Origin of the sequence: Mesorhizobium sp. (assembly GCF_005063415.1) — a bacterium.
Classification (GTDB): Bacteria; Pseudomonadota; Alphaproteobacteria; order Rhizobiales; family Rhizobiaceae; genus Mesorhizobium.
The window spans coordinates 219-13,047 of sequence record NZ_SUEG01000142.1 but is presented as its reverse complement, the minus strand read 5'-3'; the positions used below and the strand labels follow the sequence as shown (position 1 = coordinate 13,047).

General features: G+C 61.6%; 13 protein-coding genes and 1 pseudogene. 5 read left to right on the top strand and 9 right to left on the bottom strand.

The features are described 5' to 3' along the window. The coding region (gene aroC, locus E5W70_RS26110; protein WP_292663904.1) for a chorismate synthase at positions 1–907 on the bottom strand (907 nt) is incomplete at its 3' end. A 275-nt stretch (positions 908–1,182) separates the two neighbouring features. Here aroC and E5W70_RS26105 point away from each other — a divergent pair. Continuing rightward, positions 1,183–1,446, top strand: coding sequence for a DUF1344 domain-containing protein (locus tag E5W70_RS26105; protein WP_023716902.1), 264 nt, complete (start codon positions 1,183–1,185; stop codon positions 1,444–1,446). 63 nt (positions 1,447–1,509) lie between these two features. Here E5W70_RS26105 and E5W70_RS26100 read toward each other — a convergent pair whose 3' ends face one another. From E5W70_RS26100 to E5W70_RS26085, 4 genes are all read right to left on the bottom strand, one after another. Next, positions 1,510–2,097 carry a histidine phosphatase family protein gene (locus E5W70_RS26100; RefSeq protein WP_292663900.1) on the bottom strand — a complete coding sequence of 196 codons (588 nt, stop codon included), beginning with the start codon at positions 2,095–2,097 and terminating at the stop codon, positions 1,510–1,512. A gap of 31 nt (positions 2,098–2,128) precedes the next feature. Then, positions 2,129–2,947: an enoyl-ACP reductase FabI gene (gene fabI / locus E5W70_RS26095; protein ID WP_292663898.1), complete on the bottom strand. Its 819-nt coding sequence runs from the start codon at positions 2,945–2,947 to the stop codon at positions 2,129–2,131. A 408-nt stretch (positions 2,948–3,355) separates the two neighbouring features. Next, positions 3,356–4,525: a DUF1501 domain-containing protein gene (locus E5W70_RS26090; RefSeq protein ID WP_292663896.1), complete on the bottom strand. Its 1,170-nt coding sequence runs from the start codon at positions 4,523–4,525 to the stop codon at positions 3,356–3,358. Then, positions 4,516–5,883, bottom strand: coding sequence for a S8/S53 family peptidase (locus E5W70_RS26085; RefSeq protein ID WP_292663894.1), 1,368 nt, complete (start codon positions 5,881–5,883; stop codon positions 4,516–4,518). Before E5W70_RS26085 ends, E5W70_RS26090 begins: the two co-directional genes overlap by 10 nt. A 173-nt stretch (positions 5,884–6,056) precedes the next feature. Here E5W70_RS26085 and E5W70_RS26080 point away from each other — a divergent pair, with 173 nt between their 5' ends. Further along, entirely contained in the window at positions 6,057–6,635 is a 579-nt protein-coding gene (locus E5W70_RS26080; protein WP_292663892.1) for a hypothetical protein, read from the top strand. Between the two features lie 10 nt (positions 6,636–6,645). Here the strand turns inward: E5W70_RS26080 and E5W70_RS26075 are convergent, their stop codons facing one another. Next, complete coding sequence (locus E5W70_RS26075; RefSeq protein ID WP_292663890.1) at positions 6,646–8,376, bottom strand: adenylate/guanylate cyclase domain-containing protein; 1,731 nt, start codon at positions 8,374–8,376, stop codon at positions 6,646–6,648. A gap of 222 nt (positions 8,377–8,598) precedes the next feature. On the opposite strand from E5W70_RS26075, the gene E5W70_RS26070 reads away from it, so the two are divergent. Continuing rightward, entirely contained in the window at positions 8,599–9,774 is a 1,176-nt protein-coding gene (locus E5W70_RS26070; protein ID WP_292663888.1) for a YcaO-like family protein, read from the top strand. A gap of 76 nt (positions 9,775–9,850) precedes the next feature. Here the strand turns inward: E5W70_RS26070 and E5W70_RS26065 are convergent, their stop codons facing one another. Continuing rightward, positions 9,851–10,777 (bottom strand): DnaJ C-terminal domain-containing protein, encoded by a 927-nt coding sequence (locus E5W70_RS26065; protein WP_292663886.1) that lies wholly within the window; start codon positions 10,775–10,777, stop codon positions 9,851–9,853. Between the two features lie 100 nt (positions 10,778–10,877). Next, complete coding sequence (locus E5W70_RS26060; RefSeq protein ID WP_292663884.1) at positions 10,878–11,339, bottom strand: RT0821/Lpp0805 family surface protein; 462 nt, start codon at positions 11,337–11,339, stop codon at positions 10,878–10,880. Between the two features lie 39 nt (positions 11,340–11,378). On the opposite strand from E5W70_RS26060, the gene pdxH reads away from it, so the two are divergent. Beyond that, complete coding sequence (pdxH, locus tag E5W70_RS26055) at positions 11,379–11,996, top strand: pyridoxamine 5'-phosphate oxidase (RefSeq protein ID WP_292663882.1); 618 nt, start codon at positions 11,379–11,381, stop codon at positions 11,994–11,996. 264 nt (positions 11,997–12,260) lie between these two features. After that, a complete protein-coding gene (locus tag E5W70_RS26050) occupies positions 12,261–12,560 on the top strand; it encodes a hypothetical protein (RefSeq protein WP_031211048.1) in 300 nt (99 codons plus the stop codon). A 71-nt stretch (positions 12,561–12,631) separates the two neighbouring features. Here E5W70_RS26050 and E5W70_RS26045 read toward each other — a convergent pair. Next, positions 12,632–12,829 (bottom strand): annotated as a pseudogene (locus tag E5W70_RS26045) (enoyl-CoA hydratase); the annotation flags it as partial.

Genomic DNA, 12,829 nt, shown 5'->3' with positions numbered 1-12,829 from the left:
CGAAGCGCGCGACGATCGCCTGGCCGGTCGAGATGCCGCCAAGAATGCCGCCGGCATTGTTGGACAGGAAGACCGGCTTGCCGTCATTGCCCATGCGCATCTCGTCGGCATTCTCCTCGCCGGTGATGCGGGCGGCCTGGAAACCGTTGCCGATCTCGACGCCCTTGACGGCGTTGATAGACATCAGGCCGGCGGCGATGTCCTGGTCTAGCTTGGCATAGATCGGCGCGCCAAGCCCCGCAGGCACGCCGTCGGCGACGATCTCGATGACCGCGCCGACCGAGGAGCCCGCCTTGCGGATGCCGTCCAGATATTTGGTGAAAACGGCGACCGACGCCGGATCGGGAGTGAAGAACGGGTTCTCGGCGTCACCGACAAAATTCCAGTTCCAATTGGCGCGATCGATCGATTTTTCGCCCATCGACACCAGCGCGCCGCGCACCACCATGCCTGGCACGATTTTGCGGGCAAGTGCCCCGGCCGCCACCCGCGCCGCAGTCTCACGCGCCGAGGAGCGACCGCCGCCGCGATAATCGCGCAGTCCGTATTTGACCTCGTAAGTGTAGTCGGCATGGCCCGGCCGGAACTGGCGGGCGATGTCGCCATAGTCCTTGGAGCGCTGGTCGACATTCTCGATCAGCATCGACACCGGCGTGCCGGTGGTGATCATCGTCTCGCCGTCCTCATCGAGGATGAAGCCGGACAGGACCTTGACCTCATCCGGCTCGCGACGCTGCGTCACAAAACGTGACTGGCCGGGGCGGCGCTTGTCGAGTTCGGCCTGGATCTCGTCGCGAGTGAAGCGGATGCCTGGCGGACAGCCGTCGACGACGCAGCCCAGCGCCGGCCCATGGCTTTCGCCCCAGGTGGTGACGCGGAAAAGATGGCCGAACGTGTTGTGCGACATGGAACCAGCCCTGCCGGCGTCGGAGCCGGCCTAGCGCATGACCCCGAAAATCGGAGCGATCTTCGGAAAGGATCATGCACAAAATCAAACGTGCTACAGCGTCCTTTGCGCGTTCAGGAGGACGCGCGGCGCTGTCGCCTGCCTTCTATTGGCGTTTTCCACAGTGGTCAAACTGTGATCCGGCGGATTTAGTTTTGACACATTCGATTGGTTTCTGCTCAGTTCCGTTCCGTTGGACCGAGCCGCTGTACCGGCAATGATTAAAGAGGACGATGATGCGTATCCTGATTGGCGCTGTTGCCGCCACGCTGTTGATTTCCACCGCCGCCTTCGCCGGCCAGACCGAAGGCCTGATCAAGAAGGTCGACAAGGATGCGCTGACGCTGACGCTGGACGACGGCAAGTCCTACAAGCTGAACGCCGAAACCGATCTCGATGCGCTGAAGCCGGGCATGGACATCGTCCTTGCCTATGACGTGACCAATGGCGAGAACGTCGTCACCGACATGGAACTGCCGGACACCGGATCGACCGAATAGGGCACGTCGATATTCAGCTGATGCCGGCCTGATCTGATCTCAACATACGCTACGTCATCGGTTTCAAAGCCACTCCAGGCGCCGGCCGTCCAGCCTGAGCAGGCGGTCCTGCGGCACTTCCATGCTGACCGCATCTTGTTCGGACATCCCCACCACCAAGCGGAACAGCGCGCGCATGACGCCGCCATGGGTCACGCAGACCGTCTGGCGATCGAGCGCGTCGAACCACGGCTTCACCCGTTCGAGCAGCATCTGGTAGCTTTCGGCGCCCTCGCCGGGCGGCTGGAAATTCCATTTATCGAGGCGGCGTTGCCTGGTCGAACCGGGATTGTTCGCCTCGAGTTCGGCAAAGGTGAAACCCTGCCAGTCGCCAAAGCTCAATTCTACGAGCAGCGGCTCGATACGATAGGCGTGCGGATCGAGCTTCATCGCCGCGCGCAGCCGCTCCATCGTCTCGCGCGTGCGCCGCATCGGGCTGGCGACAAAGTCGAAATCTTCGGGCTTGTCGATGAGGTCGGCCAGCCGACGCCCGTTGCGGCTAGCCTGCTCGCGGCCAAGCTCGTTGAGGTCGGTATCGGCCTGCCCCTGCAGTCGGGCCTCGGCGTTCCACGCCGTCTGGCCGTGGCGCACGATATAGACGAGCGGGTACATCAGGTCTTCCGGAAGAGATCAGGCGGTGGCGTCAGTCCTTGACGGTCGAAATATCCGGCGCGTCGACCGCCTTCATGCCGACGACATGATAGCCGGAATCGACATGATGGATCTCGCCGGTGACGCCGCGCGAAAGGTCGGACAGGAAATAGACGCCGGAATCGCCAACCTCTTCCTGCGTGACCGTCTGCTTCAACGGCGAATTGTATTCGTTCCACTTCAGGATATAGCGGAAATCGCCGATGCCGGATGCGGCAAGCGTTTTGATCGGGCCGGCGGAGATGGCGTTGACGCGGATCTTCTTGACGCCGAGATCGACGGCCAGATAGCGCACGCTGGCCTCGAGTGCCGCCTTGGCGACACCCATGACGTTGTAGTGCGGCATCACCTTTTCCGCGCCGTAATAAGTCAGCGTCAGTAGCGAGCCGCCATCGGTCATCAACGCCTCGGCACGTTTGGCGATGGTGGTGAAGGAATAGACCGAAATATCCATGGTACGCAGGAAATTGTCGCGGGTCGTCTCGACATAGCGGCCGGTCAGCTCGTCCTTGTCGGAAAAGGCGATGGCGTGGACGAGGAAATCGAGCTTGCCCCAATGGCTGGCGATGTCGGCGAACACCGCATCGAGGCTGGCCGGGTCGGTCACGTCGCAATGGCCGGCGACATGCGCGCCCAGTTCCGCGGCAAGCGGCTCGACGCGTTTCTTGAACGCCTCGCCCTGATAGGTCAGCGCGATCTCGGCGCCGTGGTCGACGCAGGCCTTGGCGATGCCGTAAGCGATCGAGCGATTGTTGGCGATGCCAAGGATAAGGCCGCGCTTGCCGGCCATAAGGCCCCGTCCACCCGCCATGTCAGCGCTCTCCGCAAGATTTCAGCTTTGTGGAGAGCCCTATCGCACAGGCACAGTGCCCCTTCAAGCGTTCAAAGCGGACAGTTCGGGGGACAAAGCCGTTGGTCTACAGAGCCGCGCGTCCTTTGGACGCGCAAAGGACGCTGTAGCGCTTTGACCTTGCAGTCGTGGGCCAGTGGAAAAATCGGACACTTGGTTTCGGTGTGGCACCGCGGAAGATGACCCTTTGGGGGAAGTTCGTTGGTCAGCCGAAGTCACGCCATGACCCAAGACGACTTCCATGGTTTGGGCCGTGGACGACCGCTTTGCGCCTCGTCTCGGCATTCAAGTCAGCTCGGCCATTGCCTTAAACAGGGCATTATAGGCGACTGCGCTGGAGGCCGGCACCGACGAAACGCGGATAAGAAGCTAAACCGCGCTGGAGATCACATCGAAGCAGTCTCCGCCTGGACAACGGCTCCTGATAAACAGTCCACGCACCGCCGGTATCCCGGCAGCGCCTGGGAAAATTTTAGCCACTGCTCGGTCAGAAAGACGCAGGTGTTCCGTCAGCACGCCCTTTATGATCGATCGTACGTCCGTCGTAGCAGCCAAGTCTGTGCCGCCATGAAGCAGATCTCGAGCAAGACCGGGCCAGCGATTGCCTACTCGCCCGCCGGCAACGGCGCCACCCATTAACAAGGTGACACTCGCGACGCCGTGATCAGTGCCGCCGTCGGTGTTGGGCACCACGGAACGGCCGAACTCCGTGACCACCAGCACCGCAGTCCTGTTCCAGGCAGGCCCGGACGCTTGGGCAAATGCAACGAGACCCTGCGCCAGCCCATTCAAACTCCGCGCCAGCCTTCCGAAGTCCGCTCCCTGCGCCACATGCGTGTCGAAGCCGGCCACCTCGAGCATCGCGATTCGCGGTCCGCCCGTAGCTGACAGGGCAAGCGCCGCGCTCCTGGCCGCGTCGCCGAAGCGAGCCGCGTCGCATGCGGCATGTTGTTCCAGAAGGCTTTCGCCGGCCTTTGCGCCGGACGGCCAAGTGCCCTCGGCGCAGAGGCGGACGAAGTCGAGCCGAGGATTGGCCAGCGCAAGATCGGCCAGCATGTCCATCGATCGATCGGCCGGTCTGGCCCGCCACACCGGCTTCTGCCGGCGCGACAGTACAGACGAAGCCCGGTCGAGCCATCCGGCGCTGCCGCCGTCGATATCGCCGTCGAACAGCGTCGCCTGGGCGGCCGCGTGGGACCGGCCCGCATCCGGAATGGCGGTCGCGGGCACGATGAGCAACTCGCCGCACGAGTAGTAGGGCAGGAGGGGCCCGAGCGCCGGATGAAGCGCGAAGAGCCCGTCGAGCTTGAGCATCTCGGCGACGCCGGAGTTCGGGAAAGGCACGAGGGGCCCGCGCGCCGAAGCAAAATGCGGATCGCCGTAGGGCGGCACGGCAGCTAATGCATCGAGTCCGCCACGCACGTGGACGAGCAGAAGGCGAGGATCTTCGTCCACAAGCGAGGCACCGGCCAGACGCACGCTACCGAACGCGGACGCCAAGGCCAAACCTTGCAGCGCTGCCCTTCGGGTCAGTTGCATTTAGGCTCGTCCGAACTTGGGTTCACCGGCGTACCCGCGGTCATATACCCTAGCAGATCCGTATTCGGGATAAGACTTCCCGTTGTCAGAGCCTTGTTAGTCGGCTGCGCATTGCGAACCAAAAGGCCGGCAAGTGCTGGGGCTGCGAAAGATGTGCCCGAACAGATGTTCCTCCGGAGCTTGCCGCTCTTCCGGCTCTTCCACAGTGACAGGACATTGACGCCCGGTTCAGCATAGGACGCGCCGAATGCCCCCCTGCGCCATAGCGTGTCGCACCAGGCGTTGCTGATGCCTTGGCATTTCTCAGGAGTTGCCACCTGAATATATTCGCTGTTGGAAGCCGACGCGCTGTATATCGCTCCCACCTTGTTTCCTGTCGTCACAGGCGAAAAATAAGTCGCCGCATTGGCCGGGAAATAAGACTGTACCCAAGGACCCTCTTCGTCTTCCCGGGGGTTGCCCGCAGCTATCACAACGCGCACCTGACGGTCGGCGATCTGATAAAGAAGGGCGTCGAGAAACTTAAGATCTTGCAACGTGCTTCCGCGTCTGGTGCTCTCCAGATATATTGCACCCCAACTCACGTTCAGAATATCCCCGGCGACCGCGTTGTCCCGAACATAGCGAAGCGCGAGAAGAGGCGGGCCGAAAATTTCGGTCTTCAGCTTACTGAAGGCCTTTACGATCTTGAGCGGGGCGTCTGGGCTGACACCAACCAGACCTATATACTGGTCGCCCTGCTTGACACGCTTTCCGCCGATAACTGCTGCCACCATCGTCCCGTGCCCTACCGTGTCGTCGAGGCTCGACACGGTCTGGCATGGGCTGCTCGTGCAATCGATGGCTTCCTGAACCTTGAGGAGCCCGGCGGTGACAACGTTCCAATCCACTCCGCTGTCGATGATCCATACGGTGGGCGATCCTGAAGCCACCGGCTGTGGTGACCCGACGACCCTGCAGACGCTGGGAGGGACAACGTCCGCAGTCGGCGAGATGCCCAGGAGTTCCGGCCCCTCGCAGCTGGCACCATCGAACAGGTTCACCACGAAAGGATCCGGCTCCTCATATCCCCTGGAGCGCAGCTCTTCGATCTCGCTCTCGGAAAAGGTCCCCGTCACGATGCTGATACCGATATCCGGCATATCCACCGCTTCCAGCTTGCCCTTGCCTGCGATGAACTTGTTCAGCGCGCCGATATCCTTGCGTAACTCCGCCGCCCTGGCGATGTCGACGATGAAAGTCTTTTCGATGTCACCGCTGTCGGTTAGGCCCTCCTCGCCTGACGCTTCCGGTCTCACTGTTCCGACAACGGCGAGGAGGCAGCCGAGCAACAGCACACGAAGTTGAGCAAGTATCATTCGTACACCCTCCGGCTGTCGTTACTGATACCGCGAGGATCAGAATGCTCCCAATACGGCTTTCTGTCCATGAAAACATCGAGTCGATGGGAGCCTGCCGCCTGCGCATTGCTTGCGACAGATGCAAAATGCGTTTAGGCTATTTGCATTGACCTCGGAGGGGAGCCTCGGCGATGCCCAGGGCAGAATTGAAGCCAGGTCGGCAAGTCCAAGAGATCGGCGCAGCGATCGTAGGGGCCTGGCTCAAGCTTTTGCCGGCCTCGTCACGTATCTTGTCCATGGATTCAACAGATCCCCTAACAATTACCATTGATCGGCAGATTTTCGCCGTCGGTGATACTATCAGACTTCGGCCGGAAGCAGGCCGTGCCATCGGCAACATCAGGGTCCGGACCGCCGCCGCCGGAACAGCGCCACATTCGCAGACACTGACGATAGAAGATCTAAATGGGCAGCCCATAAAATACGAGGATGACCCTCTCGACGGGGGCGACGCGATCCCGGATGCTGTCGCCTATGCGGACCTGAAGCGTGATCTCAAGATCGTGCTGGAAGACATCGTGGAAACGGGAGTGTCTGTCGAAGTTCACGTGGACGAACCGAACTTGATCAATGTGGTGGTGCCCCAGGTGCCGAGGGGGGTCCTGACCCGCGGCGATCTGATCGATTATCTCCACGACTATCACAAATACGCCCAGGGCAGACACTACCATGACGAGCTAGCCACGGCCGTGCTCTTCGGCTGCAGATAGTCGCCAGTCCCTACTCGGGCAATCCCGCTTCCCGCATGCCGTTGAGCAGCGTGTTGCGGTCTCCGTCCAGCTTGTAAGGTTCCTTGGTGGCGAACCGCCGCCGGGAGAACTCCGGTGCGCCACGCAGAACCAGCAACGTGTAGCTCTTCGCCTCTTGGCTTCGGCCAAGCAGGGCGTTCGCTGCAGCCAGATAGACCTTAACCCAGGTCGGCATGGTGGACGAGCGGCCCAGATCGACAACTGCCTTATCCGGACGGTGGGCAATGAAATGGGCAAGACCGCGGAACGGCCAATACCATGAAGGCTCGTACAGGGGATCGAGCACTCGCGCCCGTTCGAACCAGTCCAAGGCACTTTGGGGCTCGCCGGCAAATGTTTGATAAGTCCCTTGATAGGAGACCTGCTCGGGATCGTGCGGATTGAGTTCGAGCGCGCGTGTGTACAGCTGAGATGCGACGTCGAAATCACGACGGTGGAGGAGCACCCAGCCCAGTATGTTCAGGCAGACTGGATCATTGGGGGAAAGCGCCACCGCTTTTTTGGCGATGTCATAAGCCTCGGCAAGCACCGCATCCGACGGCCCCATGTCGCGAAACCATTCAAGCTGTTTATAGTGGGCGAGCTTGGCGTACGCGCGCCCGTAGGATGGATCGAGCTCGATCGCTCGCTGATACCACTGTCGAGCCTCCATTTCGGCCGCGATGTCGCCCAGGGGCAGGGCATTGCCCCGAAGCACGCACTCATAGGCCGCGAGATTGGCAGGTGGTTTACGCCGCGCCTTCTCGGCGCCGGCGGCCGTAAGACGGCCGATAACGGTCCCGACGATCTTCCCGATCAGTTCGTCCTGGACATCGAAGATGTCCTGCTCGTCCCCGTCATAGCGCTCGGCCCACAAGCACTCACCCGAGGTTGCGTCGACCAGCTCGCATGTAATGCGCATTCGCCGGCCCATGCGGCGGATCCCGCCTTCGATGACGAAATCCACGCCGTTATCCGCCACCAGGTCCACATCCTTGAGCCGCGTCGACGTATAATGGGACGCAACCGTAAGCTGAGTAAAGCGCGTCAGTTCCGTGACGATGTCTTCGGTGAAGCCGCCACTGAAATAGGGTTGGACGTCGCCCGCGCTCTTGAACGGGCGAACGAGGATGGAGGGCTTGCTCGGACCAGCCACCTGCGCAGTCGATGCAGGTGGCAGCCCTTTGGGCTTTTGGAACAACGAGTATACGGGAATCGGGCGTGGAATGTTCTTGAGATGCTGTTCGCCGCAATATTCAAACGGAAGATTAATTTTGTCGCGAACTTCGTCGTGCACCTTTCCGGAAAGGCAGATACCGCCCGGGCTGGCGAACTGTTCCAGACGCGCGGCTATGTTGACGGTATCTCCAAACACATCGCCATCGGTATCGACAATAATATCACCGAAGTTGAGCCCAATCCGGAGAAAAATTTCCTGGCTGGCCTTCCCCGAAGACTGGCCAACAAGCAGTTCCTGGACTTCCACTGCTGACTGCACGGCTTCGAAAGCGCTTGGGAACTCGGCCAGCATCCCGTCTCCGGTCGTTCTCACGACCCGTCCCCGGTGCTGCGTGATCCTAGGCTCTATGTCGTCCTGCATGAGATGCTTGACGAGCGCGAAGGTGCGCTCCTCGTCCCGGGCCATCAGCGACGAGTAACCGACCATGTCAGCAGCCAGGATAGCCGTCAGACGTCGCTGAAGATTGCTGTCGCCCGCGTTCATTCTCTCCCTCGGCGGGTTATATTATGTTCGACGTCGGCTTGACGATATCAAAGCGTCTCGCAGGAGTTTGCATCATACTCCAGTGCGTGTCAGCGTGCGAATGAGCAATTGGTGTAGAGGATTGAACAGTGAGGGCCGTGCTTGGGTGAAGGGTCCATAGTGTCGGAGCGGCAGGCGTCCGAGGCATGGGCCGGCGGGTCAAGCCTGGTTTACGGCCCCATCGTGATCACCGATCCCACGCTCGGATGCCCGATCACGGTCGCGGTCGGTCTCGTACGAGGGGCCAGACCTTCTCGTTTTGTGTCAGGGTGGGGCAACACCACCCAGGAGGCGGCAACCGCCTGCGGGTATGAGGCCGATGAAACCTATTTCGCCCAGATGATCCCTCATGAGCGACTCTCACGCGCCCGCGCCGGCGAATTGCGCGGGCGCGTGATCGAGCCGCCTGCACTCACACTTTTCAGTGATGCGCAGTATTGCGAGCGGCTGCATTGGAACAAAAATGTCGATGATAGCCGCGCGGTCCCGATCCGCTGGCGCAGGTCGCAGCCGCTGGACTGGATCCGGAGCGATCCGCGCTTCAGCACGAGCGAGGCCTGGGTGCCTGCGGGATTGTGCTTTCTCGGGTATCCCAACGATGAGTCATCAGGTCTGCCCCCGGCGGACTCCAATGGTCTTGCGAGGGGATCGAGCATAGAGGACGCGGTCGTGCGCGGCTTCTGCGAAGTCGTGGAGCGCGATGCAACAGCCATATGGTGGTACAATCGGCTGGTTCTGCCTCGGATAGACCTGACTTCGCTTTCGGATGGACTGGCGTCCCAATACGCCGACTGGCTGCTGACGCAGAACCGCGAATTGCGGCTTCTGCTCCTGACGCTTGACCTGCCCATCCCCGTCGTCGCTGCGATTTCTCATCACGTCGGGGGTGGCGCGATTGCGTTCGGATTCGCGGCTGGACGATCCATTTCGGAGGCGGCCCGGCGCGCGGTGGGGGAACTTGCAGAATGTGAGGCGAACCTTACCCTGCTCAAACGGAACGCCGATATGTCCGGCACGGCGGCCTTCACCCCCGGCGCGCTGCACCTCTATCGGTGGCACATGGACGAGAACATTCACCGCCGTCCTCACCTTTCCGGCAATTCAGCAGTTCAGGCCTCGTCGGCCGAGTTGCGACTGGATTGGAACTATTGCCTCGACATCTGCCGCGAGCAGGAACTTGAGATCTTTGCGGTCAACCTGACGCATAACGCCGAATCGCCTGTTGCACGAGTATTTGTACCTGGACTTCGTCCTACCAAGCCCCGGTTGGGCAGCGGCAGGCTCTATGATGTTCCTGTGCACCTAGGTTTGAAGCCATCAGTTTCGCAGGCCATCAACGAGGTTCCCTTTCCATTGTGATCCGTATGGTCGCGGGCACGCCCACCCCGGAGTGCATGCTTTTCACACATGGCATCAAGCGCTTGCCTTTCGACCGTCAGCTCTTTCGCCGGCGCATCAGCGCCTCGAGCTCGGTGTCGCCGCCTTCCGGCAGCATCAGCCGCACGTGTGCGTAGAGGTCGCCGTGACCGCCGGCCTTTTCCGGCAGGCCCCTGCCCTTCAGCCGCAGAACCTTGTCCGAGCTCGACCAAGGGGGGACGTTGACCGCAATCCTGCCGGTCGGGGTTTCGACCGCCACCTTGGCGCCATGCACCGCATCGGCCAGTTCCACCGGCAGGTCGACATGCAGGTCGCGGCCCTCGACGCGGTAACGAGGGTGCCGGCGAAAGCGGATCTTGACCAGTGCATCGCCGGGCTGTCCCGGCCCTTGCTCACCCTGGCCTTTCAGGCGGATCGTTTGGCCGTCCTCGACATAGGCCGGCAACTTGACCGCCATCTTGCGGCCGTCGGGGAACATCGCCGTCACCTTCTCCGCGGTGGCGGCCTCCTCGATGGTGACGTCCAGCGTCACGTTCAGATCGGCGGCGGTCGTGGCCTGACGGCGGCCGCCCGTGCCGGCGCCGCGCTGCTGGGTGAAAGCATCGCCGAAGATCTGGCTGAAGATGTCGCTGTTGCCGTCGAACGGATCACCGCCGGGACGGCCCGTGCGGAATTCGAAATGCGCGCCGCCCGGCCCTTGCTGCCGGCGGAAACCGGCGAAAGGATCGGCGCCGCCAGTCGCGCCTTCGAACCCCTGGAACCGCGGTTTGCCTTCGGCGTCGATCTCACCGCGATCGAAAGCCGCCCGGTTCTTCTCGTCGCCGACGATCTCGTAAGCCTGGTTGGCGGCGGCAAAACGCTCCTTTGCCTTGGGATCCGGGTTCTGGTCCGGATGATACTTCTTGGCGAGCTTCCGGTACGCCGATTTTATGTCCTTGGCCGGTGCGTTCTTGGCAACGCCCAGCACCTCATAGGGGTCGCGCATACTTACTGCCCTGGAGAAGGAGTGAAACCATGATCGCCTCCTATATGCGCTTGCATAGGAAGAAATTCCAGTGGGTTACCACTATATCACCGGCGGAAAATCAGAGCGCCTTGAAGTCCTGCATTCGCCAGGCGCTGCCGCCGGCCAGGCATACTTCGCCCTTGAACAGCGCGATGCCGTCGAAGCTTTCGCGTGACGCTGTGAAGCGACGGCATGTCTCGCCGTTAGCCCTGAATTCCGCGAGCTCGGTGATGGAGCCGCGTGAGCCGGTGTCGGCATTCGCCCAGGGAACGGCCTGCCCGGCCAGTTGCTCGACGTCGGCGGAGGACACGGCGTTGCGGATCGTGGCCTGGTCGGAGGCGCGGTCCTGATCGAGCGGCGTGACCGAGGCCGGCGTGCTCGAGGTCAGCACCGAGCGGTCGACCTCCGCCTGTTCCAGGCTGAAGCCGCCGCCGCCACAGGCGGCAAGCGGCAGGACGATTATCACGATCATGGCTTTGGCGCTGGCCGAAGCGATAACGCTCCATTGCCCACTGTCAAAAGCTTGCGCGATACGCGACAATCGGCAATCTCCCCAGCCGGCGACAAATTTGGGAAAACTATGAGCGAAACCGGGTTAACAAGCGGTGACTTTACCGAAGCGGCGGAGCCGTTCCGGCTTTTTGCGGCGTGGCTCGACGACGCTACGAAGAGCGAGATCAACGACCCCAACAGCGTGGCGCTGGCGACGGTCGATGCCGAGGGCATGCCGAATGTGCGAATGGTCCTGCTCAAGGGGTTCGACGAGGGCGGCTTTGTCTTCTACACGAATTTCGAGAGCGCCAAGGGCCGCGAGATTCTTGGCAGCATGAAAGCAGCGATGTGCTTCCACTGGAAATCTCTGCGCCGGCAGGTGCGGGCGCGCGGCCCGGTGGAGATTGTCACCGACGCCGAAGCCGATGCCTATTACGCGACCCGCCCGCGCGGCAGCCGCATCGGCGCCTGGGCCTCCAAACAGTCGCGGCCGCTGGAAAGCCGCTTCGCGCTGGAAAAGGCGGTCGCCGAATATACGGCGCGCCACGCGATCGGCGACATTCCGCGGCCAAAACACTGGTCGGGCTTCCGCATCGTGCCGCAGACCATCGAGTTCTGGCACGACCGTCCGTTCCGGCTGCACGACCGTGTCGTCTTTTCGCGCAACGCCGAGGGCGGCTGGGACAAGGTGAGGCTTTATCCGTAGGTATATCATCCCTTATCGCGTCGACGGCGAGATTGTCGAAATCCTCACCGTCATGCACGCCGCCCAGCGGTGGCCCCGGGCCTTGTAAGTCGCTTGGCACCCAGGTCAGGCCATACCGCCTGCGCCGACCCCGCCAGAACTCCCGGGCTACAGTGACCTTGTGCTTCCCACTATCACGATCTCGTGTGCGTGAAACGTTCCAGCTTGCCGGAACGAACCAGGAAAGGGCTCAACGCGCCGCTGGCGCAAATTCAGGAGGAAGCAATGCATTCACTCAGGTTGGTCACGATGGCCGGTCTTGCCTGCCTTTTCGCTTCGCAAGCCTTTGCGGAGGACGCGATGGGGACAATGACGGTGATGAAGGGTGGGGAGGTCATGGCGATCATGCCCGATGGGCATATGGGCACCATGATGCCCGACGCGAAGATGAGCGCCGAAATGATGAAAATGGCGAAACCGATCAAGCATTGCATGATGTTGATGACCGACGCCAAAGGCAAGACATTCATGATCGACACGTCTTCGGCAAAGGCGCAGGCCGAATGTAAAAAAATGGCGATGTGACAAAGAGATCATGGCAAAAAAACCCGCCGGTTGCTGCCGGCGGGTCCACGATGCGAGAGAAGCCAGAAGGTCTAGGCCTTCTTCCTGGTCATGAAGGCCATCAAGGCTGCGCGGGCCTCGTCGGATTTGAGCCGCTCGCGGAAATGCTGGCTTTCCTGGCCGATGCGCTCGACAAGAGCGTCGCGCGAGCCGCGCATCAGGTCGCGCGCGATCTTCAGCGCTTGTGGCGGCTTGGCGGCGATCTGGCCCGCCGCCGCCAATACCGATGC